A 24,636-nucleotide genomic window follows, 5' to 3' on the forward strand; every position below is an offset into this window, starting at 1 on the left:
GCCCATTCCGGCGCGGCGAAGACCCGCATGGTTACTGCAGCGAGCCCTTCAGCGCAGCCGGAACCGGCAGCGGCATCACATCGATGCCTTCTTCGACAAGAGCTTGCGCATCCTCCGCGGTAGCAACTCCGCGGATGTTGCGCGACGGCGCTTCGTTGTAATGCATGCGCCGCGCCTCCTCGGCGAAACGGTCGCCCACGTTCTCCGTCTTTTCCAGGACCTCGCGCAGTGCACGCAACGCCAATCCTTGCCACTGTGCGTCTTGTTTCCCGGCAGGTTTAGCGCTCGCCTCGGTCGCACCGGACAGATTCAGCCGGGGCGCCGATGGCAGGCGGCTCACCTCGGTAGCGCCGCACATCGGACATTCGACCAGCTTGCGCGCACGCTGCGACTCGAAGTCGTCAGCGGAGGCAAACCAGCCTTCGAACCGATGGCCGTCTGGGCACTGTAAATCAAGGACCTTCATGGGGAATCGGGGCTTAGCAGCGAGTGTAGCGCAAAATTCAGATTTGTGAACGGTCGTTCAGAAATTTTCCGTCTTCACGGAATCTGCCCGAAGTCTACCTGGAATCTACCTGGAATCGGGCGGGTGCACGATTGTAGCGCCGTGCGGCGCGCGCCGCTGATCGCACGCGTTGAGCGCCAACAAACGCCAACGGCGGCCTTGCGGGCCGCCGTCGATCAATGCCCACGCCTGACAGCGTGGATTCAGCCCTTCTCCGCCTCGCCGAGCGGCCAGTGACCGCCGAGCGCCTTCTCGAGCCAGAAGGTGCCGATGATCGTCTTCACATCGGTGATCTGACCGTTGCGCACCCATTCGAGCAATTCGGGCAGCGTCGTCGTGAAGGTTTCGAGGAATTCGCCTTCGTCGAGATTGGCTTCACCGGCGATCAGGCCGCGCGCGAGATAGATATCGATGAATTCCGTCGAGTACGAAATGACCGGATGAATACGCGTCAGGTAGACGTACTCGCGCGCCGTGTACCCCGTCTCCTCGCGCAATTCGCGCTTCGCACACGCGAGCGCGCCTTCCTGAGGATCGAGCTTGCCAGCAGGAAACTCGGTCATCACGCGCGACAGCGGATAGCGATACTGGCGCTCCATCAGCACGCGGCCATCGTCGAACAACGGGATCACCATCACCGCGCCGGGATGCAGCACGAACTCGCGCGTTGCGTGCTTGCCGTCGGGCAATTCCACCGTATCGCGCTTGAGCGTGAGGAAGTTGCCCGCGTAGAGGGTCGTGCTTTCGACGCACGTCTCGGCGAGTGCCCGGTCGTGTTTCAGATGTTCAGCAGCCATGTTCAACCTCTGGGATGCCGCGTGGTTGCGGATTGATGGGCGCTCGCGTGACGGCAAACGCGAGGCGAGCGCCTGAGAAGCTCGAAGCCCGAGCTACGCCGAACGGCGTTTGACGAGATACTGCCAGGTGAAGCCGGGGAACGCGAACACCACGAACAGACTGAACGTGATGGCGTAGAACTGCCAGCCCTGCGCAAACCGGTTGCCGGCGCGCGCCTCCAGCAGGAAGCCGAACGCACCGACCACGAAATACAAAACGATCAATTCGGCGATGCGCAGCCACACGCTCTTCTTCTTTGCGCGCAGCGGCACAACGCCGAACAACCGCTGGTTGGCGAACGGCAGGTTGGCGCCGACCAGCGCCAACAGGACGACAAACCAGCCGGCAGCAGACATTACAGTTGCAGCGTATGCGTGACGGCCTGCAGGCAGAGCGTCATCAGCGGACCCGGAACGATGCCGAGCGCGAGCACGGCCACGCCGTTGAGCGCGAGCAGCATGCGGTTGCCCGCATCGCTTTCGATCGGCGACGTATCCTGCGGTGCGTCGAAGTACATCAGCTTGACGACACGCAGGTAGTAGAACGCGCCGAACAGCGAGGTGATCACCGCAAGCACGGCGAGCCACGTCAGGCCTGCATTGATCGTTGCCTGGAGCACCGCGAGCTTGGCGTAGAAGCCGACCGTCGGCGGAATGCCGGCGAGCGAGAACATCATCACCATCATCACGAACGCGAACACCGGGCTACGCTGATTGAGGCCCTTGAAGTCGTCGAGCGTATCGGCTTCGAAGTTGCGGCGTGCGAGCAGCATCACGACACCGAACGCGCCAAGCGTCGTCAGCAGATAGATGATGCTGTAGAACATCGCCGAGCTGTACGCGTTGGCAGCGCCCGTCGCCTTGCCGTCCACGATGCCGGCCAGCAGGCCGAGCAGCACGAAGCCCATGTTCGAGATCGCCGAGTACGCGAGCATGCGCTTGATGTTGCGCTGAACGATACCGGTGATGTTGCCGACGATCATCGAGAGCGCCGCGAGGATGATCAGCATTTGCTGCCAGTCGACGGCGAGCGGCAGGAGACCCATCACGAGAAAACGCACGCCCCAGGCGAAAGCCGCAACCTTCGGGCCGCCGCCGGTCAGCAGCGTCATCGCCGTGGGCGCGCCTTGATAGACGTCGGGCACCCACATGTGGAACGGCACCGCGCCCATCTTGAACGCCACGCCCGCCACGATGAACACCACGCCGAACAGCAGCACGACGTCGTTGATATGGCCCGATGCGATGGCCTTGAACACGTCGTTCAGTTCGAGCGAACCGGTCGCGCCGTAGATCATCGAAATGCCGTACAGCAGGAAGCCGGAAGCCAGTGCGCCGAGGACGTAGTACTTCATCGCCGCTTCGTTCGACTGCGTCTGGCCGCCGCGCAGTGCGATCACCGCGTAGAGCGACAGCGACATCAGTTCGAGGCCGAGATACAGCGTGAGGAAGTTGTTGCCCGAGATCATGACGATCTGGCCAAGCAGCGAGAACAGGCCGAGCAGGAAGAACTCGCCCTTGAACATGTCGCGGTCTTCCAGGTACTTGCGCGAGTAGACGATCGTCACGGCAAAGCCGAGCGTCACGGCTGCCTTCATCGCGCTGGCGAACGGGTCGACCACGTACATGCGCGAGAAGTAGTAATACACGTGCGGATCGAACGCGTTCACCGCGAACCACAGGCCGCCCACCAGCGTGGACAGCAGCGAGATGAAGTAGGTCGTCTTGCGGCCCGCTCGGCCCGTCAACGTGTCGTTGAGCCACGCGACGATGATGGCGGTCATCACCAGCGCGTCGGGAAGCAGTGCGTTCATAGGGGCGTTTGGCATGATCTTTATGTCCTCCGCTCGACGTTACTGTGACAGCGGCAGTTTCGACACTGCAACATGGGAGAGGAGGTTATCCACGGAAACGTGCATCACATCGGTAAAGGGCTTCGGGTAGAGGCCCATGAAAAGCGTCATCAGTGCAAGCACACCCAGTACCAGATACTCACGGCAGCTGATGTCCTTCAGTTCGCGCACGTGGTCGTTCGCGACCGCACCGAAGTACACACGCTTGTACATCCACAACGTATAGGCCGCACCGAGAATCAGCGTGAACGCAGCGCCGAACCCGATCCAGAAGTTGTACTTCACAGCCGCGAGAATCACCATGAATTCGCCGACGAAACCCGAGGTTCCCGGCAGGCCGCAGTTGGCCATGGCGAACAGCATCGCGAATGCCGCGAACTTCGGCATCGTGTTGACCACGCCGCCGTAATCGGCGATCTGGCGCGTATGCATGCGGTCGTACAGCACACCGATACAAAGGAACATGGCGCCCGAAACGAAGCCGTGCGAGATCATCTGGACGATGCCGCCTTCCATCGCGAGCTTGCTCGACTCGCCGAACATAAAGAAGCCGAGCGTGACGAAACCCATGTGCGCGATCGATGAGTATGCAACCAGCTTCTTCATGTCGGCCTGCACCATCGCGACGAGACCGATGTAGATCACGGCGATCAGCGACAGCGTAATGATGACCGGCGCGAGATAGTGGCTCGCGTCAGGCGCGATCGGCAGCGAGAAGCGCAGGAAACCGTACGCGCCGAGCTTCAGCATGATCGCGGCCAGCACGACGGAACCGCCCGTGGGCGCCTCGACGTGGGCGTCCGGCAGCCACGTGTGGACCGGCCACATCGGCACCTTCACCGCGAACGCGAAGAAGAATGCGATGAATAGCAGGATCTGCGGCGTCATCGCGATCTTCGCTGCCTGCCACGTCGCGAGATCGAACGTGCCGGTTTCGCGGTACAGGTACAGCAGCGCGATCAGCATCAGCAGCGAGCCGGCCAGCGTGTACAGGAAGAACTTGAAGGCTGCGTAGACGCGGTTCTGACCGCCCCACACGCCGATGATGATGTACATCGGGATCAGGGTCGCTTCGAAGAACACGTAGAACAGCATGCCGTCGGCAGCGCTGAAGACGCCGACCATCAGCCCCGACAGGATCAGGAACGCGGCCATGTACTGCGCAACGTTCTTCGTGATGACCTGCCAGCCCGCCACCACCACGATGACGGTGATGACCGCGGTCAGCACGACGAACCACATCGAAATGCCGTCGACGCCGAGGTGATACGTAATATTGAATCGATCGATCCAGGAGGCCTTTTCAGCGAACTGGAGGTCGGCCGTGCTCGCGTCGAATCCCGAAATCAGCGGAATCGTGACGAGAAAGCTGAGCAAGGAGCCGATGAGCGCGAGCCAGCGGGCCGTGCCCGGGTTCCGGTCGGAACCCACTGCCAGAACCAGGCCACCGAAAACGATCGGCAGCCAGATTGCGATACTAAGAATCGGATAAGCGTGCATGCAGTTTTCCTCGCCTCACTTGCCGCCGAGCGTTACAAACAGGGTCAGGAGCCCGAGCATACCCACGATCATCGCAAACGCGTAATGGTAGATGTAGCCGGATTGCAGGAAACGGATAACCGACGCAAACCATCCGATGAACTTCGCACTCCCGTTCACGACGCCGTCGATCACGACCACGTCGCCTTCTTTCCACAAACCACGACCGATCGCCAGCGCGCCGCGAGCGAACACGACTTCGTTGATCTTGTCGAGGTAATACGCATTCGCGAGCAGCTTGTGGACCGGCGCGAATGTGCGTTGCACCACAGCCGGCAGATCCGGGCGCTTCATGTAGAAGAACCACGCGACCACGATGCCTGCGAGTGCAAGCCAGACCGGCACGCCCGAGAACGCATGCGCGCCCATGGCGACCCAGCCCTGGAATTCTTCAGCCATTTCGGCAAGACCCGCATGGTTCTGGCCGATGAAAATCACCTTGTCGAACGCGACGCCATGCTGGAAGTAGCTGCCGTACAGCAGCGGCTCGATGGCCCATGCGCCGGCGATCACCGAAGGAATCGCGAGCAGGACGAGCGGCACCCAGACCACCCACGGCGACTCGTGCGGCACGTGCACATGGTGATGGCCGTGGTTGTCGTGGTGGTCATGCTCGTGCGAGGCCGCTTCCGCGCCCATCGGCGACTCGGGGTGCTTCGGATGGCGGAAGCGCTCTTCGCCATGGAACACGAGGAAGTACATACGGAACGAGTACAGCGCCGTCACGAACACGCTGGCGACCACTGCGAAGTACGCGAAGCCCGAGCCTGCGAGGTGCGAGACCTTCACTGCGTCGATGATCGAATCTTTCGAGTAGAAGCCCGCGAAGAACGGCGTGCCGATCAGCGCGAGCGAACCGATGAGCGACGTGATCCAGGTGATCGGCATGTACTTGCGCAGACCGCCCATGTTGCGCATGTCCTGATCGTGGTGCATGCCCATGATGACCGAGCCGGCGCCGAGGAACAGCAGCGCCTTGAAGAACGCGTGCGTCATCAGGTGGAAGATCGCAACCGGGTACGCCGAAACGCCGAGCGCGACCGTCATGTAGCCGAGCTGCGAGAGCGTCGAGTACGCGACCACGCGCTTGATGTCGTTCTGGACGATGCCGAGGAAGCCCATGAAGAGCGCGGTGATCGCGCCGATCACGACGATGAACGACAGCGCAGCTTCGGAGAGTTCGAACAGCGGCGACATGCGCGCGACCATGAAGATACCGGCCGTCACCATGGTGGCGGCGTGGATCAGCGCGGAGATCGGCGTCGGGCCTTCCATCGAATCGGGCAGCCACACGTGCAGCGGGAACTGGGCCGACTTACCCATCGCGCCGATGAAGAGGCAGATACACGCGACCGTCATCATGTTCCAGGAGGTGCCCGGGAACGTCATCGCGGCGATATCGTGGCCCTTCGTGAACACTTCGGCGTAGTTCAGCGAGCCGCCGTACGCGAGCAGCAGGCCGATGCCGAGCAGAAAGCCGAAGTCGCCCACGCGGTTCACGAGGAACGCCTTCATGTTCGCGTAGATCGCGCTTTCACGCTTGAAGTAGAAGCCGATCAGCAGGTAAGACACGAGGCCCACCGCTTCCCAGCCGAAGAACAGCTGCAGGAAGTTGTTGCTCATCACGAGCATCAACATCGAGAAGGTGAAGAGCGCGATGTACGAGAAGAAGCGCTGGTAGCCCTCTTCTTCCGCCATGTAGCCGATCGTGTAGATGTGCACCATCAGCGACACGAAGGTCACCACGCACATCATGAGCGCCGTGAGCGAGTCGACGAGGAAGCCGACTTCGAACTTCAGGCTGCCCACCGACATCCATTCGTAGATGGTGGCGTGAAAGCTCGCGCCGCCCAGCACGTCGAAGAACGTGATGCACGAGAGCACGAATGCAATCGCGACGCCGAGAATGGTGACCGTGTGCGCACCGGCGCGCCCGACCGCTTTGCCAAACAGACCGGCAATCATCGAACCGGCGAGCGGTGCGAGTGGAATCGCCAGCAACAGATTTTCGTTGAGTGTCGTTGCCATTACAGCCTGCCTTAACCTTTGAGCTGATCGAGATCCTCGACGTTGATCGTGTCGAGACTACGGAACAAGGTCACGAGAATAGCCAGACCAATCGCAGCTTCCGCAGCTGCAACGGTCAGTACGAAGAACACGAAAATCTGTCCGTGCACATCACCGAGGTAATGTGAGAACGCAACGAAATTCGTGTTCACCGCCAGAAGCATCAGCTCAATCGCCATCAGAATGATGATGACGTTGCGGCGGTTGAGAAAAATGCCGACGATCGAGATCGCAAACAGGATCGCGCCGAGGACGAGATAGTGGGCAAGGGTCAACATAAGGTCTCTCCAGCGCGATCAGCTGTTGCTGCCGGCCGCGTTTTCGTTCGCGACAGGCTCTTGCGGAAGTTCCTTCGCGGCGGGCATCTTCACGAGACGCACGCGGTCCTCGCGACGCACGCGGACCTGCTTCGAAACGTTTTGGCGCTTCGCGTCCTTCGGCTCACGCGCTGTCAGCGCAATTGCCGCGACGATAGCGACCAGCAGCACGAGGCCAGCCACTTCGAAGGCGAAGATGTAATCGGTGTAAATGATCTTGCCGATCAGATGCGCGTTCGACAGCGCCGACGCTGCGGCGGCCGACGTATCGGGCACCGGCGTGGTCGTCGCGCCGTAGCCGTGCCAGAGGATCAGCGCGGTTTCGATCACGATGATCGCGCCCACCACGGTCGCCACCGGCACGAAGCGTTTGATGTCGCGGTTCAGTACGTCGATGTTGATGTCCAGCATCATCACCACGAACAGGAACAGCACCATCACGGCGCCTACGTAGACGAGCACCAGCAGGATCGCGAGGAATTCCGCCTCCAGCAGCATCCAGATCGCAGCCGCGTTGAAAAACGCGAGAACGAGGAAAAGCGCCGACGCGACGGGGTTGCGCGACGTGATCACCTTCAGCGCCGACAGCGTCAGCAGCAGCGCGAAGATGTAGAACAAGACGGTCGTGAATTCCATGATTACTGGTTCATCGTTGAGGCCATCGTGAGGCGGAGTGCGCGGTGCAAACTGGCGGCCAGACCAGAGTGCGCCGCGCCGCGGCGGTCAAGGTGCGGCGACACGCAGCCCGAGGGCACAAGCGTGTCCCGCTGTCCGGCCCGACCGCGGGCCGATGCAGCGTCAAACTGAATATCAACGGTACGGTGCATCCGCTGCCTTGTTTGCTGCGATCTGTGCTTCGTAACGATCGCCGACTGCCAGCAGCATGTCCTTCGTGAAATACAGATCGCCGCGCTTCTCGCCGTGATACTCGAGAATGTGCGTTTCGACGATCGAGTCGACCGGGCAGCTCTCTTCGCAGAAGCCGCAGAAGATGCACTTGGTCAGGTCGATGTCGTAGCGCGTCGTGCGGCGCGTGTTGTCCTCGCGCACTTCCGATTCGATCGTGATTGCGAGTGCGGGGCACACGGCCTCGCACAGCTTGCACGCGATGCAGCGCTCTTCGCCGTTTTCGTAGCGGCGCAGCGCATGCAGCCCGCGAAAACGCGGCGACATCTGGGTCTTTTCTTCCGGGAACTGCACCGTGAACTTGCGCTTGAACGCATAACGGCCGGTCAGCGCGAGCCCCTGGATCAGCTCGGTCAGGAAGAACGTCTTGAAGAAGTTTTGGATAGCGTTCATGGTCTCGTCCGCCCTTTATTTCCAGATGCTCAGCGGCGACATGTACCAGAAGCCAACCACGATGAGCCACACGAGAGACACGGGAATAAACACCTTCCAGCCGAGACGCATGATCTGGTCATAGCGATAACGCGGGAACGTCGCGCGGGCCCAGATGAACATCGACAGCAGGAGGAAGACTTTCAGCACGAGCCAGAAGATGCCCGGGATGAAATCGAGGAAGCCGAACGGCGCGCTCCAGCCACCGAGGAACAGCACCGAAGCCAGCGCCGAGATCACGATCATGTTGATGTACTCGGCGAGGAAGAACAGCGCGAAGCCCATCCCCGAGTAGTCGATCATGTGACCCGCAACGATTTCCGATTCGCCTTCCACCACGTCGAACGGGTGGCGGTTCGTTTCGGCAATGCCCGAGATGAAGTAGATGACGAACATCGGCAGCAGCGGCAGCCAGTTCCACGAGAGGAACGTGATGCCCCAGTTCGCGAACATGCCGCGCATCTGGCCCTGGACGATGTCCGAGAGATTCAGGCTGCCCGACACCATCAGCACGATGACGAGCGCGAAACCCATCGCGATTTCGTACGACACCATCTGTGCCGCGGCGCGCATCGCGCCGAGGAACGCGTACTTCGAGTTCGAGGCCCAGCCCGCGAGAATCACGCCGTACACGCCGACCGATGAGATCGCCATCACGTAGAGCAGACCGGCGTTGATGTTGCCGAGCACCGCGCCTGCCTGGAACGGGATCACCGCCCAGATCGCGAACGCCGGCACAACCACCATGATCGGTGCGATCATGTAAATCCAGCGGCTCGCCTGCGCCGGCTGAATCACTTCCTTGAGCAGCAGCTTCAGCACGTCGGCAATCGGCTGCAGGAGACCTGCGGGGCCGACGCGGTTCGGACCGAGACGCACGTGCATCCAGCCGATGAGCTTGCGCTCCCAGAGGATCAGGTACGCGACGCACAACAGGATCACCACTGCGACGACGAGAATGCGCACCAGCGCCCACACGGTGGGCCACGCCACGCCGAGCAGCTGGCTGCCGCCTGCATTGATCGTATCGAACAAGCTCATTTAGGCCTTCTCCACCAGCAGTTCACCGAACAGGCTGCCGAGCTGCGCACCCACCGGCGTCGCCGCCGACACGCGCACCACCGTCGGCGCTAGATTCGCGTCGCGCGTTGCAGGCGCGCTCACGGACAGCTCGCCCTGGCGCACGCGTACCGCGTCGCCTTCCTTCAGGCCCAGCTGATCGAAGAGCGCTGCCGGCAGGCCGACCGCATTCGCCACGCGGGCCGCCGCCGTGAGTTGCAGCGCATCGGCGCGGCGCACGAGCGAGTCGGCGTGGTAGATCGGTACATCGGCGAGGCGTTCGAAGCTGCCCGCAGCGGCACGGGACGCCGCACCCTTCGCGAGTTGCGCGCCGGTCTTGTTCGACAGACGCTGCTCGAAGTTGCCGTCGCCGAGCGCCTTGGCGCGCACTTCTTCGGCCGTTTCGTATTCGAAGCCATGCGCGCCGAGCAGCGTGCCCAGCACGCGCAGCACCTTCCACGCCGGGCGCGTTTCGCCGAGCGGGCGCACGACGCCGTTGAAGCTCTGCACCGTGCCTTCGGCGTTCACGAACGTACCCGAGGTTTCGGTGTACGGCGCGATCGGCAGCAGCACGTCTGCGTACTCGAGACCGGTCTTGAACGGCGAGAACACCACGACCATTTCAGCCTGGCCGAGCGCTGCACGCGCCGCGGCCGGGTTGGCCGTGTCGAATTCCGGCTCGACGTTCAGGAGCAGATAACCCTTGCGCGGCTGCTCGAACGCTTCGCGAGCGTTGAGACCGCCGTTGCCGGGGAGCGCGCCCACGAGGTGCGCGCCGACCGTGTTGCCCGCTTCCGTGAGGAAGCCGAGCTTCGCGCCGGTCGTATCGGCAATGAATTGCGCTGCAGCGTGCAGACGCGAGAAATCGGGATGCTGGACGACCGCGTTGCCGAGCAGCACGAAACGGCGTTCGCCGCTTGCGAGCGAGGCCGCAACCTGCTTCGCGGCGTCGCTTGCCTGCACGCCCGCGAAGGCTTCCGGCGCCGCAACGCCCTTCGCTTCGGCGGCCGCGACCGCCACGCCTGCGAGTTCGTCGAACCATGCCGACGGCGCAGCAACGATGCGCTTCGCGCTGGCGATCAGCGAGTTGTCGCCCGTGGCCTGCAGCAGCGTGATCTTCGCGCCGCCCTTCGCGGCCTGACGCAGACGCGCGGCGAACAGCGCGTGATCGCGGCGCAGGAACGAGCCGACCACGAACGCAGCGTCCGCGTAGGACAGATCGGCGATCTTCGTGCCGAGCCACGGCGTGCCGTTCAGCGGTGCGGAGAAGTCGCTCTGGCGCAGACGGAAGTCGACGTTCGGCGTGCCGATCGCATCCGCGAACTGCTTGAGCAGATAGAGTTCTTCGGTCGTGCTGTGCGGGCTTGCGAGTGCGGCGATGGCGTTTTCGCCATGCTCTTCGCGAATGCCCTTGATGCCCTTCACGACATATTCGAGCGCAGCCTGCCAGTCGGTTTCGATCCACTGGCCGCCCTGCTTGATCATCGGGCGGGTCAGACGCTCTTCGCTATTCAGGGCTTCGTACGAGAAGCGGTCCTTGTCCGAGATCCAGCATTCGTTGATGGCTTCGTTCTCGTACGACAGCACGCGCATCACGCGGTTGTTCTTCACCTGCACGACGACGTTCGCACCGGTCGAATCGTGCGGGCTCACCGACTTGCGGCGCGACAGTTCCCACGAGCGGGCGCTGAAGCGGAACGGCTTGCTCGTGAGCGCGCCGACCGGGCACAGGTCGATCATGTTGCCCGAGAGTTCCGAGTCGACCGTCTTGCCGACGAACGACGTGATTTCCGAGTGTTCACCGCGGCCGAGCATGCCGAGTTCCATCACGCCGGCGATTTCTTCGCCGAAGCGCACGCAGCGCGTGCAGTGAATGCAGCGCGTCATCTCTTCCATCGAGATGAGCGGGCCGACATTCTTGTGGAACACCACGCGCTTTTCTTCGCTGTAGCGCGAAGCCGACTTGCCGTAGCCCACCGCGAGATCCTGCAGTTGGCACTCGCCGCCCTGATCGCAGATCGGGCAATCCAGCGGGTGGTTGATCAGCAGGAACTCCATCACGGACTGCTGTGCCGCCACGGCCTTCTCGGACGTCGTATGCACGATCATGCCCTGGGATACCGGCGTCGCGCATGCGGGCACGGCCTTCGGCATCTTCTCGACTTCGACAAGACACATCCGGCAGTTGGCCGCGATCGACAGCTTCTTGTGATAGCAGAAGTGCGGAATATAGGTGTCCACGCGCTGCGCAGCCTGGATCACCATGCTGCCCTCGGGCACCTCCACCTTCTTGCCGTCTATTTCAAGTTCAACCATGATGGTTAATCGTCCCTAACCTGTTACCGCTCGATGATTCACGGCGGTCTACCCCGTTGCTTCGTCCTGCGCGGTACGCGCCCGACGCGCCGCCCCTTCGTTTCGCCCTCAGGCGGTCACCGTCTCCGATGCCGTATGCGAGCCGGCCGTTCCGCCGACGAGGCAACGCTTGTGTTGCACGTGATATTCGAATTCGTCCCAGTAGTGCTTGAGCATGCCGCGCACCGGCATTGCCGCCGCATCGCCGAGCGCGCAGATCGTGCGGCCCATGATGTTGCCGGCGACCGAATTCAGCAGATCCAGATCTTCCTGGCGGCCCTGGCCGTGCTCGATGCGCTTCACGACGCGATACAGCCAGCCCGTGCCTTCGCGGCAAGGCGTGCACTGGCCGCACGACTCTTCGAAATAGAAGTACGACAGACGCATGAGCGAGCGCACCATGCAGCGCGTTTCGTCCATGACGATGACCGCGCCCGAGCCCAGCATCGAGCCCGCCTTCGCGATCGAGTCATAGTCCAGATCGGTCTGCATCATCAGATCGCCCGGAATGACCGGCGACGACGAACCGCCCGGAATCACGGCCTTGAGCTTCTTGCCGTCGCGCACGCCGCCGGCGAGTTCCATAAGCGTTGCGAACGGCGTGCCGAGCGGAACTTCGTAGTTGCCCGGACGCGCAATGTCGCCGCCGATCGAGAAAATCTTCGTGCCGCCGTTGTTCGGCTTGCCGAGTTCCATGTAGGCCTGCGGGCCGATGGCCAGCAGGAACGGCACCGCGGCGAACGTCTCGGTGTTGTTGATCGTGGTGGGCTTGCCGTAGATGCCGAAGCTCGCCGGGAACGGCGGCTTGAAGCGCGGCTGGCCCTTCTTGCCTTCGATCGATTCGAGCAGCGCGGTTTCTTCGCCGCAGATGTACGCGCCATAACCGTGGTGCGCGTGCAGCTGGAACGTGAAGTCCGTGCCGAGGATGTTGTCGCCGAGGTAGCCCGCCTGGCGCGCTTCTTCCAGCGCAGCCTCGAAGCGGCGATAGACCTCGAAGATCTCACCGTGGATGTAGTTGTAGCCGACGGTGATGCCCATCGCGTACGCGCCGATGGCCATGCCCTCGATCACCGAGTGCGGGTTCCAGCGCAGGATGTCGCGATCCTTGAACGTGCCGGGTTCGCCCTCGTCCGAGTTGCAGACGAGATACTTCTGGCCCGGGAACTGACGCGGCATGAAGCTCCACTTCAGGCCGGTCGGGAAGCCCGCGCCGCCGCGGCCGCGCAGACCCGACGCCTTGACGTCGGCGATCACCTGCTCGGGGGGGATTTTTTCTTCGAGAATACGGCGCAGCTGCTTGTAGCCGCCGCGCGCGACGTAGTCTTCGAGATGCCAGTTGTCGCCGTTCAGGCCGGCGAGAATCAGCGGTTTGATGTGACGGTCGTGCAGTGAGGTCATTTCGAAAGTTCCTCGAGCAGCTGGTCGATCTTCTCGCGGCTCATGAAGCTGCACATGCGATGGTTGTTCACGAGCATCACCGGTGCGTCGCCGCACGCGCCCATGCATTCGCCCTCTTTCAGGGTGAACATGCCGTCGGGCGTGGTTTCGCCGAAACCGATACCGAGCTTCTGCTGCAGATACTCGGCAGCGCTTTCTGAACCGCCGTCCGGGCCGAGCTGGCACGGCAGGTTCGTGCAGAGCGTGATCTTGTGCTTGCCTACCGGTTTCGTTTCGAACATCGTGTAGAACGTAGCGACTTCCTGGACCGCGACCGGCGGCATGCCAAGGTAGTCGGCGACGAACTGCATGAGTTCGGGCGACAGCCAGCCATGCTCTTCCTGAGCCACGGCCAGTGCCGCCATCACGGCAGACTGCTTCTTATCGGCGGGATACTTCGTCAACGCGCGATCGATTTCTTTCAGGCCTTCAGCTGAGATCATTTTCAGACACGACTCTTTCAATTCCTACCGAACGAAAACCTGCCGCGCATGCTGCATGACTGCGTGCGGCGACAGACGTGGCGTTCCCGGCATGTTGCGCGGCGCGCACCCGAGCCATCGGGGGCGCGCCAGATGTTGCAGACTTAGCGATCGATCTCGCCGAACACGATGTCCTGTGTACCGATGATCGTCACCGCGTCGGCAATCATGTGGCCGCGCGCCATCTCGTCGAGTGACGAGAGGTGGGCATAGCCCGGTGCGCGGATTTTCAGACGATACGGCTTGTTTGCGCCGTCCGACACCAGATAGATGCCGAACTCGCCCTTCGGATGCTCGACGGCGGCGTATGCTTCGCCTTCGGGCACATGGAAGCCTTCCGTAAAGAGCTTGAAGTGGTGAATCAGCTCTTCCATGTTCGACTTCATGTTCACGCGCGAGGGCGGCGCGACCTTGTAATTGTCAATCATCACAGGGCCAGGATTCTTGCGCAGCCACTCAATGCATTGTTTCGCGATACGCGTGGATTGGCGCATCTCTTCGACACGCACGAGATAGCGGTCGTAGCAGTCGCCGTTCACGCCAACCGGAATGTCGAAATCCATCCGGTCGTAGACTTCGTACGGCTGCTTCTTGCGCAGATCCCACTCGATGCCCGAACCGCGCAGCATCGCGCCCGTCAGGCCGAGCTGCAGTGCACGCTCGGGGCTCACGACGCCGATGCCGACGAGACGCTGCTTCCAGATGCGGTTGTCGGTCAGGAGCGTTTCGTACTCGTCGACGCAAACCGGGAAGCGCGTGAAGAAGTCGTCGATGAAGTCGAGCACCGAACCCTCGCGGGCTTCGTTGAGCTTCGCGATTGCGCGCTCGTTGCGGATCTTCGACGCCTTGAATTTCGGCATCGTGTCGGGCAGGTCGCGATAGACGCCGCCCGGACGGTAGTAGGCAGCGTGCATGCGCGCGCCCGAGACCGCCTCGTAGACGTCCATCAGGTCTTCGCGCTCGCGGAACGCGTAGAGGAAGACCGCCATGGCGCCGACGTCGAGCCCGTGCGAGCCGATCCACATCAGGTGGTTCAGCACGCGGGTAATTTCGTCGAACAGAACACGGATGTACTGCGCGCGCACCGGCACTTCGATGCCGAGCAGCTTTTCGATCGCGAGGACGTAGCCGTGCTCGTTGACCATCATCGACACGTAGTCGAGACGATCCATGTACGGCACCGACTGGATGAACGTCTTGTTTTCGGCGAGCTTTTCGGTGGCGCGATGCAGGAGGCCGATATGCGGATCGGCGCGCTGGATCACTTCGCCATCGAGCTCGAGCACGAGGCGCAGCACACCGTGCGCCGCCGGGTGCTGCGGGCCGAAGTTGAGCGTGTAGTTCTTGATCTCTGACATGCGACCCTCTTAGTGTTTCTTCAGACCGCCGTACTGATCCTCGCGGATCACACGCGGCGTGATTTCCCGCGGCTCGATGGTCACCGGCTGATAGACCACGCGCTTTTGCTCCGGGTCGTAACGCATTTCGACGTAACCGGAAACCGGGAAGTCCTTGCGGAACGGATGGCCGATGAAACCGTAATCGGTGAGAATCCGGCGCAGATCCGGATGGCCTTCGAACACGATGCCATACAGATCGAACGCTTCACGCTCGTACCAGTTCGCCGAATTCCAGATCTCGACGAGCGACGGCACGATCGGCATGTCGTCGTCCGGCGCAAACACGCGCAGACGCAGACGCCAGTTGTTCGTCACGGAGAGCAGATGCGTCACAGCGGCGAAACGCTGACCTTCCCAGGCGCCGTCGCCGTAGGTCTGATAGTCCACGCCGCACAGGTCGACGAGCTGCTCAAAACACAGCGCGCGATTGTCCCGCAATTGCTTTGCGACGTACAGAGAATCGGCTGCCTTGACGACGAGGGTCAACTCGCCGAGCGCCTCGGTGAGGCTAACGATGCGCGCACCAAGGGCCGCTTCGAGGTTCGCTTTCAGGGTCTCGAGTTTGCTTGCCATATTGTGGGGAGGCTCGCGCCTTTATTGACGGGCGATGGTATTGGTGCGGCGGATCTTCGCCTGCAACTGGATGATCCCGTAGATCAGGGCTTCGGCAGTGGGCGGGCAGCCCGGCACGTACACGTCGACCGGCACGACGCGATCACAGCCGCGCACGACCGAGTACGAATAGTGGTAATAGCCGCCACCATTGGCGCACGAACCCATCGAGATCACCCAACGCGGCTCGGCCATCTGGTCGTAGACCTTGCGCAGCGCCGGCGCCATCTTGTTGCACAGCGTGCCGGCAACGATCATCACGTCGGACTGGCGCGGACTCGGGCGGAACACCACCCCGAAGCGGTCGAGGTCATAGCGGGAAGCACCCGCCTGCATCATCTCCACCGCGCAACACGCAAGACCGAACGTCATCGGCCACAGCGAGCCCGTACGCGTCCAGTTGATCAGTTTGTCAGCCGTCGTGGTGACAAACCCCTCCTTCAACACCCCTTCGATACTCATGTGCTTTCCACTCCAGACGGACGACCATCCCGGCCACCCATGCTATCCGGCGATTAACCCATCATTCCCAGTCAAGACCGCCTTTCTTCCAGATGTAGGCAAAGCCCAGCAGGAATTCGAGCAGAAACACCATCATCGAAATAAAACCGGGCCAGCCGATATCGCGCAGGGCAACGCCCCACGGAAACAGAAACGCGGTTTCGAGATCGAAGATGATGAAGAGAATGGCGACCAGGTAGTAGCGTACGTCGAACTTCATGCGCGCATCTTCGAAGGCTTCGAAGCCGCACTCGTACGGCGAATTCTTTTCGCTATCTGGCCGATTGGGACCGAGGATCTTGCCGATGGTGACCAGCGCTATGCCCAGACCGATACCCACCAGGAGGAACAACAGGACGGGGAAATAGGCTGCGAGGTTCAAGGCTTTCCTCTATCGGTTAGTTCAGGGTTCCGCAGGCGCGCTTCGCGCTGCGGGCATCACTACACGTACACGTACCTGGCGCTGCAAACTAAAAACAAACACGGAACAGGCGACAAAAAAAATACCAGCCGGAGCGAAGCAAGCGGCTGGTATTTTTAGATGACATTGTTGGTGCCGACGGCGAGACTCGAACTCGCACAGCTTTCGCCACTACCCCCTCAAGATAGCGTGTCTACCAATTTCACCACGTCGGCACTACATGCAATCCGGGAGAACAATCTTATTTATACCCGCGAATCGCTTCAAGACTTAAATTCTAACTTGTTTTCGAGATTTGTTCAACGCACAAAACAAGTTTTTCGAATTTTTTCAAACAATTTATTTCGGCACTTCACTGCCATGATTCGGCGTCGCATTTGCTGCCGAAGCTGCAGCAGCAGCCGGGGAAACAGCCGTCGCAGGCGAAGCAGCGACAGGTGCCGAAACGACCGGAGCCGAAGCTACAACCGGGGCAGGAGCCGAAGCACCAAGCACGCCAGCCGAAGGTTTGGCATGATACGAGCCGATGTAAGTTAATGCAAGAGTTGAAACAAAAAATACTGTCGCAAGCACCGCGGTCGTACGCGAAAGGAAGTTCGCCGAGCCGCTCGCGCCGAACAGGCTGCCCGATGCGCCACTGCCGAAAGCCGCGCCCATATCCGCGCCTTTGCCGTGCTGCAGCAACACGAGGCCGACCACCCCGAGCGCCGACAGAAGCTGAATGACGATCACCAACGTTTTCAAATACAGCATGACACCCACCTGAGTCCTTGTTGAGCACGCGCCTCGGTTACCTGAGCACCCCAAGACACACGCATACGAAGCCTGCACGCCCCTGACAAGGGCACGCGCGGGCTCTTAGCCCACGACATCCGCGCCCGCTCCAGCGGCCGCGCAAATCGCGAGAAAATCCCCTTCCTTCAACGACGCGCCGCCAATCAGGCCGCCGTCGATATCGGCTTGACGGAACAGCTCCGCCGCATTCTCCGGCTTCACGCTGCCGCCATAGAGCAGCGGCACGTTAGCAGCCTGTGCGCCCTTCGCGGCAAGACGCGCACGCAAGAACGCGTGAACCTGCTGCGCCTGCTCCGAGCTTGCGCTCTTGCCGGTGCCGATAGCCCAAACGGGTTCGTAAGCCACGACGATGCGCGCCGCTTCTTCAACCGACAGCACGGCGAGCACCGCATCGAGTTGCGCGCCGACTACGCGCTCGGTCGCGCCGGATTCGCGCTCTTCGAGCGTCTCGCCCACGCAAACGATGGGCGTAAGCCCTGCCGCCAGCACGCGCTGCGCCTTCGCCGCAACGAGCTCGGAACTTTCGCCATGATAAGCGCGCCGCTCCGAGTGCCCAACGATCGCATACGCAGCCTCGAAATCGGCGATCATGCCCGCCGCAACTTCGCCGGTAAATGCGCCCTGCTCGTGCGCCGAGACATCCTGCGCGCCCCAGGCGACCCGGCTTCCGCCAAGCAGCGCCTGCGCCTGCGCAAGATACGGATGCGGCACGCACACGCCAATACCCACGCCGCGCGGCAATGCCTGCGCGCCGCGTGCGACGCCCTGCAAAAGCGCTGCGTTGGCCGCGAGACGGCCGTGCATCTTCCAGTTACCGACTACAAGCTTGGATCGTTGATTCGACATTGTTTCGGTTGCCGTTAAAAGCGGACGCAAAACGCACAATTTTACTTCGTCAAGCGGAAGCGGGTCAAACCGCGAGGAATGATTCGCGCGCCCGGCTCAAGCCTTTCGACCCCAATCGAGCACGATCTTGCCGACGTGCTCGCTGCTTTCCATCAGCGCATGCGCCTGCGCGGCCTGCTCCGCAGGGAACACGCGGAACACGACCGGCTTGATGCTGCCCGCTTCGAGCAGCGGCCACACGCGCTCCTTCAGCTCCCGCGCGATGTTCGCCTTGAACTCAACCGGCCGCGCACGCAGCGTCGAACCCGTGATCGTGAGGCGTCGCCGCAGAATCTCGTGCACGTTGACTTCGGCCTTCGATCCGCCAAGCGTCGCGATCAGCACGACGCGACCGCCGTCCGCGAGCGCGGAAAGTTCGCGTGGCACATAGCCGCCGCCCACCATATCGAGGATCACGTCGACGCCGCGATTTTGCGTGAGCGCCTTCACGACTTCGACGAAATCTTCGCTGCGATAGTTGATCGCGCGTTCCGCACCCAGTTGCTCACAGGCGCGGCACTTGTCGTCGGAGCCCGCGGTCGCGAACACGCGATAGCCGAGCGCGTGCGCCATCTGGATCGCCGTCACGCCGATGCCGCTCGAACCGCCCTGCACGAGCAGCGTCTCGTTCTCGCCGCCCTCGCCCGCACCGAGCTGGCCGCGCTGGAACACGTTGCTCCACACGGTGAAGAACGTTTCGGGCAACGAAGCGGCCTCGATATCGGAGAGCCCCGCCGGGACCGGCAGGCACTGGCCGAGCGGCGCCGCTGCATATTCGGCATAGCCGCCGCCCGCGATCAGCGCACATACGCGATCACCCATCTTCAGGCCAAACGGGTTGTTCTTCTCGTCGATCGTGCCGCCGACGATCTCACCCGCGACTTCCAGCCCCGGCAGATCCGAAATGCCCGGCGGCGGCGCATACGCGCCCTTGCGCTGGAACACGTCCGGCCGGTTCACACCCGACGCCGCGACCTTGATGAGCACTTCACCCGCTTTCGGTTCGGGCATTGCGCGCTCGCTCAGCTTGAGTACGTCCGGCGCACCGAATTCGGTGATCTCGACTGCGTTCATATCTCGTCTCCGTTTGTCCGGATGGTGCTGCGCACGCGATGCATGCGCAAGGCCATCCAGGCACCACTCCAGGCAACCCATCAGAAAAAACGGCCGGTGCGCATGCTGCGCCGCCGGCCGTTTCAGGCTGCCGCGTTACTGCTGCGGCTCGCCCTGCGGCGCACCGCCGCCATTGGCCGCCTCGTTCAGCAGCGCCTTGGCCGACAGGCGCACGCGGCCCTTCTCGTCCGTCTGGATGACCTTGACCTTCACGATCTGGCCTTCCTTCAGATAGTCGTTGATGTCCTTGATGCGCTCGTTGGCGATCTCGGAGATGTGCAGCAGGCCATCCTTGCCCGGCAGCAGGTTCACGATCGCGCCGAAGTCCAGCAGCTTGAGGACCGGACCCTCGTACACCTGGCCTACTTCGATTTCGGCCGTGATGTTCTCGATGCGCTTCTTCGCTTCGGCCATGCCTTCGCTCGACGTGCTCGCGATGGTCACGACGCCGTCGTCGGAGATGTCGATCGTCGTGCCGGTTTCTTCCGTCAGCGCGCGGATCACCGAACCACCCTTGCCGATCACGTCGCGGATCTTCTCCGGGTTGATCTTGATGGTGATCATGCGCGGTGCGAACGCCGACAGTTCCGTGTTCGCGCCCGAAACGGCCTCGGTCATCTTGCCGAGGATGTGCATGCGGCCTTCCTTCGCCTGCGCGAGCGCGACCTGCATGATTTCCTTGGTGATGCCCTGGATCTTGATGTCCATCTGCAGCGCCGTCACGCCTTCCGACGTACCGGCCACCTTGAAGTCCATGTCGCCGAGGTGATCTTCGTCGCCGAGAATATCGGTCAGCACCGCGAACTTGTTGCCTTCGAGAATCAGGCCCATCGCGATGCCCGCGACGTGCGCCTTCATCGGCACGCCGGCGTCCATCAGCGCGAGGCAGCCGCCGCACACCGATGCCATCGACGACGAACCGTTGGACTCGGTGATTTCCGAGACGACGCGGATCGAGTAGCCGAACTCTTCGGCGCTCGGCAGGCACGCGACGAGCGCGCGCTTCGCGAGACGGCCGTGGCCGATTTCACGACGCTTCGGCGAACCGACGCGGCCCGTTTCGCCGGTCGCGAACGGGGGCATGTTGTAGTGGAGCATGAAGCGGTCGCGGTACTCGCCTTCGAGCGCGTCGATGATCTGCTCATCGCCCTTGGTGCCGAGCGTCGCGACGACGAGCGCCTGCGTTTCGCCACGCGTGAAGAGCGCCGAGCCGTGCGTGCGCGGCAGAACGCCCGTGCGGATCTCGATCGGGCGCACCGTGCGCGTGTCGCGGCCGTCGATGCGCGGCTCGCCGTTCAGGATCTGCGAGCGGACGATCTTCGCTTCGAGGTCGAACAGCACGTTGCCGACGCTCGCCTTGTCGGCGGCCGTCGTGCCCGCTGCTGCGGCTTCTTCTTCGAGCCTGGCCGACGTGGCTGCGTAGACTTCCTTCAGCTTCGCCGAGCGCTGCTGCTTGTCGCGCAGTTGATAGGCGGCGAGCAGTTCGTTGTAGGCGATGTCGGTGATGCGGGCGATCAGCGCTTCGTCCTTCGGCGCCGGCTGCCAGTCCCATTCGGGCTTGCCGCCGTCACGCACGAGTTCGTGGATCGCGTCGATGGCGGTCTGCATCTGCTCGTGGCCGAACACCACGGCGCCGAGCATCACGTCTTCCGGCAGCTGTTCCGCTTCCGATTCCACCATCAGCACTGCGCGCTCCGTACCGGCCACGACGAGGTCGAGGCTCGATTCCTTGATCTGCGCGCGCGTCGGGTTCAGCACGTATTCGTTGTTGAGGTAGCCGACGCGAGCCGCGCCGACCGGGCCGTTGAACGGCAGACCCGAGACGGCCAGCGCTGCCGACGCGCCGATCAGCGCGGGGATGTCAGCCGGGATTTCCGGGTTGATCGACAGCACGTGGATGACAACCTGCACTTCGTTGTAGAAGCCTTCCGGGAAGAGCGGGCGCAGCGGACGGTCGATCAGGCGCGAGATCAGCGTCTCGCCTTCGGACGGACGGCCTTCGCGGCGGAAGAAGCCGCCGGGGATCTTGCCGGCCGAATAGGTCTTTTCGATGTAGTCGACGGTCAGCGGGAAGAAATCCTGGCCGGGCTTGGCGGTCTTCGCGCCGACGACGGTGGCGAGCACGACGGTATCTTCGACGTCGACGATGACGGCGCCGCCTGCCTGACGGGCGATTTCACCCGTTTCGAGGCGAACATTATGCTGGCCCCATTTGAACTCTTTCACGACTTTATTGAACATGGTCATGTCTGGTCACTCCTTACACATTGTTATGCTGCGTGGCGCGCCGTAGGCGTGCGACACGGCAATACACGGACCGGCGCCGCGCAAGAAGAGGTGTGGTTATGCCATTCCAGCGAATCGCGCATGACGGCGCACCGACACGCGATCTGATGGAATGACACAAAGCTCTGCTCCGTGGTCCGGTCCCGCTGATACTGCTATTACGGCTTTTACAGCTATGACGGCCTGCACTGCATTGTGCTGCTCAACGGTACGCCTGATGCGAAGCGTACCGTTCAAAAACAAAATGCCTGCATCAGCGAAACTGACACAGGCATCGTGCTGGAAGAACTTCCGGTTACTTGCGCAGACCCAGCTTCTCGATCAGCGAGCGGTAACGGTCAGCGTCCTTGCCCTTCAGGTAGTCGAGCAGCTTGCGGCGGCGGCTCACCATGCGCAGCAGACCGCGGCGGCTGTGGTGATCCTTCGCGTGCGACTTGAAGTGCGAGGTCAGTTCGTTGATACGCGACGTCAGGAGTGCAACCTGAACTTCGGGGGAACCCGTGTCGCCAGTGCCGCGCGCGAATTGCGCGACGATGTCGGACTTCTTGATATCTGCTACGGACATTTTGCTTTTCCTTTAAAACTAACGGGCGGTCACGGAAGAAAGGCCGTGCCGTGGGTTACGACGAAGCGCGCATTGTAGCACAAGCCCGGTTCGTCGCGAACGCAGCGCCCTGGGCGGGGGATTCGGGGGGAACCCGGCGCGGCGGGCGCTCGCTCGCGCCGAGCCAGGTATAGAGCCAGAGGCAGCGCTCAGGGCCGCTTCATGCGGCACGTCATTGTCGGCACGGTGCGCTGCGGCGGCAGCGCGAGCACGGTGCGAAAACCGTATCCCGAGCCCTCGTTGTCGAAGCGCACGCCCGGCGTGCCCGCCTTGTCCATCTGCATCACGTAAAGGGGCTGAATCACCTGATGGTCGTCGGCGCGCATCCACATCGGATGAAAGCTGCTTTCGTCGCCCGTGAAGCGCATGCCCTCCAGCGCTTTCGCCACCGCGGCCGGATCGGCGGAACCCGCGTTCGTCAGCGCCTGCCCGAGCATCTCGACGAGCATGACCATGCGCAGCACAGGATAGTCGTCCTGCGGCGCCCGATAGCGCGCACGGAATGCCGCGTACCAGGCGTCGGACGCCGCGCCGCCCGCGTTCGGATGCCACTCGGCGACGGCGATTACGCGCTTCACGCCCGCCTTGCCCAGCGCCGCCGGTGCGCCGAGGCTGTTGCCATAGAACGTGTAGAACTTCGTGTCGAGGCCCTGCTCTCGCGCAGCCTTGACGAGCAATGCGAGGTCGCTGCCCCAGTTGCCGGTGATCACGGCATCCGCGCCCGATGCGCGAATCTTCGAGACGTACGGCGCAAAATCCTTCACGCGGCCAACCGGGTGGAATTCGTCGCCGACCACGGCGATATCGGGGCGCTGCTTCGCGAGTGCCGCACGTGCGAGCGCGCTCACGTCGTGGCCGAAGCTGTAGTCCTGATTCAGCAGGTAAACCTTCTTGACCGACTGATCGGCGGCAATCACATCCGCAAGCGCGTCCACGCGCATGCCCGCATGGGCGTCGAAGCGGAAGTGCCAGAAGCTGCAGTCCGCGCCGGTGAGCGCGGGATCGACGGCGGAGTAGTTGAGAAACAGCGCGCGATTGTCGGGAGCGCGCGCATTCTGACGATCGATCGCCTTCACGAGCGCGGCCGCCACCGCCGAGCTATTGCCCTGCAGGATGAAGCCGATATGGCGATCGGCGGCGGCGCGCAGCTGCATCAGCGCCGTCTCGGTGCTGCCCTTGCTGTCGAGCACGACGAGTTCGAGCGGATGACGCCCATCGCGCAGCACGACGCCGCCGTGCGCGTTCACGCGCTCGACACCGAAACGCAGATTGCGCTCCACTGCGGCGCCCGCGTCGGCGAACGGGCCGGACATGCCCTCGATCAACGCGAGCCGCACAGGCGCGAGCGTCGGCTGGCTGCCCGGCGCATTGCCGGCCTGCATCGGCTGCGTCGGCTGTATCGCCTGCGCCGCTGCGCCCGCGGCCATCGCGAGGCCAAAGGCCAGCGGCCCCAGCAGGGCTGCCGCACGGCCCGATCTTCGCGCGCTTCGTGATGGTCGTGCTCTCATGCCCTCTTCCTCTCGTTCTCGTCGGTGCTCGATGATCCGAAGCGCGGATCATAGGGCGGCAAGCGCCGCCGCGGCAAGTCCGCTGGACGCCCGTCGCACGCTGCGCATTGCATGTCAAAATATCGGCTCGACAATTACTGCGGTCGTCGGGACATTGCCGTCGGCGAACTCCATGCTCAACCGTTCTCTTGCCACTGCCCTCGCATCTTCACTGTCACGCGGCGCACGACGCGCACTGGCTGCCGCCCTCGGCGCGCTCGCGCTCGCCGGCTGCGCGCAGCCGTGGACGCAGTTCCACACGGGCGACGACGCCCAGGCCGTGATCGCGCGCTTCGGCCCGCCGCGCGAAACCTACGACCTGCCCGACGGCGGCAAGCGCCTGATGTGGCCCACCCAGCCGATGGGCGAAACCACCGTCGCCGCCGATATCGACAGCCACGGCAAGGTCGTCGACGTGCGCCAGGTGCTGGACGATAACGAGTTCTACCGCGCCGAGATCGGCAAGTGGACGCGCACCGACGTGCTCGTGAACTTCGGCCGCCCGGTGGAGACCTCGTATTTCCCGTTGATGAAGCGTGAAGTGTGGACCTATCGCTATCTGGACGTCGGCGTCTGGTACATGCTGTACAGTTTCTACTTCGACGACAACGGCATCCTGCGCCTCACGCAAAAGACGCCCGATCCGCTGCACGACCCGGACCGCCGCAACCTGTTCTGAACCGC

The 24,636-nt window shown here is 62.6% G+C and carries 24 protein-coding genes and 1 tRNA gene; 1 reads left to right on the forward strand and 24 read right to left on the reverse strand.

Annotated elements, in window-relative coordinates:
* Window positions 1-31: 31 nt before the first annotated feature.
* From EPN59_RS19210 to EPN59_RS19325, 24 genes are all read right to left on the reverse strand, one after another.
* Window positions 32-466 (reverse strand): DUF1178 family protein, encoded by a 435-nt coding sequence (locus EPN59_RS19210; RefSeq protein WP_293039643.1) that lies wholly within the window; start codon window positions 464-466, stop codon window positions 32-34.
* A 242-nt stretch (window positions 467-708) separates the two neighbouring features.
* Entirely contained in the window at window positions 709-1,302 is a 594-nt protein-coding gene (locus EPN59_RS19215; protein WP_293039641.1) for an NUDIX hydrolase, read from the reverse strand.
* A 93-nt stretch (window positions 1,303-1,395) separates the two neighbouring features.
* A complete protein-coding gene (locus tag EPN59_RS19220) occupies window positions 1,396-1,698 on the reverse strand; it encodes a DUF2818 family protein (RefSeq protein WP_293039639.1) in 303 nt (100 codons plus the stop codon).
* Complete coding sequence (gene nuoN / locus EPN59_RS19225) at window positions 1,698-3,170, reverse strand: NADH-quinone oxidoreductase subunit NuoN (protein WP_293039637.1); 1,473 nt, start codon at window positions 3,168-3,170, stop codon at window positions 1,698-1,700. Before nuoN ends, EPN59_RS19220 begins: the two co-directional genes overlap by 1 nt.
* A gap of 24 nt (window positions 3,171-3,194) precedes the next feature.
* Window positions 3,195-4,694 carry an NADH-quinone oxidoreductase subunit M gene (locus tag EPN59_RS19230; RefSeq protein WP_293039635.1) on the reverse strand — a complete coding sequence of 500 codons (1,500 nt, stop codon included), beginning with the start codon at window positions 4,692-4,694 and terminating at the stop codon, window positions 3,195-3,197.
* Between the two features lie 15 nt (window positions 4,695-4,709).
* Window positions 4,710-6,761 (reverse strand): NADH-quinone oxidoreductase subunit L, encoded by a 2,052-nt coding sequence (gene nuoL, locus EPN59_RS19235; protein WP_293039633.1) that lies wholly within the window; start codon window positions 6,759-6,761, stop codon window positions 4,710-4,712.
* A gap of 11 nt (window positions 6,762-6,772) precedes the next feature.
* A complete protein-coding gene (gene nuoK / locus EPN59_RS19240) occupies window positions 6,773-7,078 on the reverse strand; it encodes an NADH-quinone oxidoreductase subunit NuoK (protein ID WP_006052894.1) in 306 nt (101 codons plus the stop codon).
* Between the two features lie 18 nt (window positions 7,079-7,096).
* Window positions 7,097-7,753: an NADH-quinone oxidoreductase subunit J gene (locus tag EPN59_RS19245; protein ID WP_293039583.1), complete on the reverse strand. Its 657-nt coding sequence runs from the start codon at window positions 7,751-7,753 to the stop codon at window positions 7,097-7,099.
* A 174-nt stretch (window positions 7,754-7,927) separates the two neighbouring features.
* Complete coding sequence (gene nuoI / locus EPN59_RS19250) at window positions 7,928-8,416, reverse strand: NADH-quinone oxidoreductase subunit NuoI (protein WP_293039581.1); 489 nt, start codon at window positions 8,414-8,416, stop codon at window positions 7,928-7,930.
* A gap of 15 nt (window positions 8,417-8,431) precedes the next feature.
* Window positions 8,432-9,496, reverse strand: coding sequence for an NADH-quinone oxidoreductase subunit NuoH (gene nuoH / locus EPN59_RS19255; protein WP_293039579.1), 1,065 nt, complete (start codon window positions 9,494-9,496; stop codon window positions 8,432-8,434).
* On the reverse strand, window positions 9,497-11,830 hold the full coding sequence (nuoG, locus tag EPN59_RS19260) for an NADH-quinone oxidoreductase subunit NuoG (RefSeq protein WP_293039577.1): 2,334 nt from the start codon (window positions 11,828-11,830) through the stop codon (window positions 9,497-9,499).
* A gap of 108 nt (window positions 11,831-11,938) precedes the next feature.
* Window positions 11,939-13,267: an NADH-quinone oxidoreductase subunit NuoF gene (gene nuoF / locus EPN59_RS19265; protein ID WP_293039575.1), complete on the reverse strand. Its 1,329-nt coding sequence runs from the start codon at window positions 13,265-13,267 to the stop codon at window positions 11,939-11,941.
* Window positions 13,264-13,749: an NADH-quinone oxidoreductase subunit NuoE gene (gene nuoE, locus EPN59_RS19270; RefSeq protein ID WP_293039573.1), complete on the reverse strand. Its 486-nt coding sequence runs from the start codon at window positions 13,747-13,749 to the stop codon at window positions 13,264-13,266. The genes nuoF and nuoE overlap by 4 nt, the downstream gene beginning before the upstream one ends.
* A 143-nt stretch (window positions 13,750-13,892) precedes the next feature.
* The gene (locus EPN59_RS19275; protein WP_293039571.1) at window positions 13,893-15,146 is read right to left on the reverse strand and encodes an NADH-quinone oxidoreductase subunit D; all 1,254 of its coding nucleotides are present in this window, start codon (window positions 15,144-15,146) and stop codon (window positions 13,893-13,895) included.
* A 9-nt stretch (window positions 15,147-15,155) separates the two neighbouring features.
* Window positions 15,156-15,761 (reverse strand): NADH-quinone oxidoreductase subunit C, encoded by a 606-nt coding sequence (locus EPN59_RS19280; protein ID WP_293039569.1) that lies wholly within the window; start codon window positions 15,759-15,761, stop codon window positions 15,156-15,158.
* A 21-nt stretch (window positions 15,762-15,782) separates the two neighbouring features.
* The gene (locus EPN59_RS19285; protein WP_293039567.1) at window positions 15,783-16,262 is read right to left on the reverse strand and encodes an NADH-quinone oxidoreductase subunit B; all 480 of its coding nucleotides are present in this window, start codon (window positions 16,260-16,262) and stop codon (window positions 15,783-15,785) included.
* Between the two features lie 61 nt (window positions 16,263-16,323).
* Window positions 16,324-16,683 carry an NADH-quinone oxidoreductase subunit A gene (locus EPN59_RS19290; RefSeq protein ID WP_293046616.1) on the reverse strand — a complete coding sequence of 120 codons (360 nt, stop codon included), beginning with the start codon at window positions 16,681-16,683 and terminating at the stop codon, window positions 16,324-16,326.
* Between the two features lie 169 nt (window positions 16,684-16,852).
* Window positions 16,853-16,937: transfer RNA gene (locus EPN59_RS19295), tRNA-Leu, on the reverse strand.
* Window positions 16,938-17,061: 124 nt separating this feature from the next.
* Entirely contained in the window at window positions 17,062-17,475 is a 414-nt protein-coding gene (secG, locus tag EPN59_RS19300) for a preprotein translocase subunit SecG (protein WP_293036216.1), read from the reverse strand.
* Window positions 17,476-17,580: 105 nt separating this feature from the next.
* Complete coding sequence (gene tpiA, locus EPN59_RS19305; protein WP_293036219.1) at window positions 17,581-18,363, reverse strand: triose-phosphate isomerase; 783 nt, start codon at window positions 18,361-18,363, stop codon at window positions 17,581-17,583.
* Window positions 18,364-18,459: 96 nt separating this feature from the next.
* Window positions 18,460-19,476: an NAD(P)H-quinone oxidoreductase gene (locus EPN59_RS19310; RefSeq protein WP_293036222.1), complete on the reverse strand. Its 1,017-nt coding sequence runs from the start codon at window positions 19,474-19,476 to the stop codon at window positions 18,460-18,462.
* Window positions 19,477-19,611: 135 nt separating this feature from the next.
* Window positions 19,612-21,762 (reverse strand): polyribonucleotide nucleotidyltransferase, encoded by a 2,151-nt coding sequence (gene pnp / locus EPN59_RS19315; protein WP_293046618.1) that lies wholly within the window; start codon window positions 21,760-21,762, stop codon window positions 19,612-19,614.
* A gap of 334 nt (window positions 21,763-22,096) precedes the next feature.
* Window positions 22,097-22,366, reverse strand: coding sequence for a 30S ribosomal protein S15 (gene rpsO / locus EPN59_RS19320; RefSeq protein ID WP_293041694.1), 270 nt, complete (start codon window positions 22,364-22,366; stop codon window positions 22,097-22,099).
* A gap of 188 nt (window positions 22,367-22,554) precedes the next feature.
* A complete protein-coding gene (locus EPN59_RS19325) occupies window positions 22,555-23,787 on the reverse strand; it encodes a branched-chain amino acid ABC transporter substrate-binding protein (RefSeq protein WP_293041745.1) in 1,233 nt (410 codons plus the stop codon).
* Between the two features lie 298 nt (window positions 23,788-24,085).
* Between EPN59_RS19325 and EPN59_RS19330 the strand changes: the two genes are divergently transcribed.
* On the forward strand, window positions 24,086-24,631 hold the full coding sequence (locus EPN59_RS19330; RefSeq protein WP_293041697.1) for a hypothetical protein: 546 nt from the start codon (window positions 24,086-24,088) through the stop codon (window positions 24,629-24,631).
* The last annotated feature ends 5 nt before the right edge of the window (window positions 24,632-24,636 follow it).

The sequence above is a fragment of the Paraburkholderia sp. genome, assembly GCF_004298475.1.
In the GTDB taxonomy this organism is placed as follows: Bacteria; Pseudomonadota; Gammaproteobacteria; order Burkholderiales; family Burkholderiaceae; genus Paraburkholderia; species Paraburkholderia denitrificans.